Below are 594 nucleotides of genomic sequence, written 5' to 3'. Positions count from 1 at the left end.
ACCAAGGGCCAGTACAGCCCGACCTCCGAGGTCGGGAAGGTCACCAAGTCCACCCCCATGGGCTCGCTCGACCACCCGTTCAACCCGATCTCCCTCGCGTTGGGCGCCGAGGCGAGCTTCGTCGGGCGGGCGCTGGACTCCGACCGCAAGGGCCTCACCGAGGTCCTGGGTGCCGCCGCCGCGCACCGCGGCTCCGCCCTGGTGGAGATCTTCCAGGACTGCCCGATCTTCAACGACGGCTCCTTCGACCTGCTGCGCAAGCCGGAGACCAAGGACCAGCGCCTCGTGCCGGTCCGCCACGGCGAGCCGATCACCTTCGGGCCCGAGGACGACCGCTTCGCCGTGGTCCAGCGCGGGTTCCGGCTCGAGGTCGTCAAGGCCGCCGACGTCGACCCGGCCGAGATCATGGTGCACGACGCGAGCAACCTCGAGCTGGCCTTCGCCCTCTCGCGGCTGTCCGACCAGGACCTCACCCACACCGTCACCGGCATCTTCCGCGACGTCGACCGCACCACCTACGACGACGCCGCCCGCGCCCAGCTGCAGCAGGCCAAGGACCTGGCCGCCCAGAAGCCCGGCGGCACGGACCTGCAG

The 594-nt window shown here is 71.2% G+C and carries 1 pseudogene; it reads left to right on the top strand.

From position 1 onward, the window contains the following. Positions 1-594, top strand: a pseudogene (locus ACL02T_RS34945) (2-oxoacid:ferredoxin oxidoreductase subunit beta); the annotation flags it as partial.

Source organism: Pseudonocardia oceanicola (genome assembly GCF_047200735.1).
Lineage (GTDB): Bacteria > Actinomycetota > Actinomycetes > Mycobacteriales > Pseudonocardiaceae > Pseudonocardia.
Note: the sequence above shows the minus strand (reverse complement) of the source record. Positions and strands in the feature narration are given on the sequence as shown.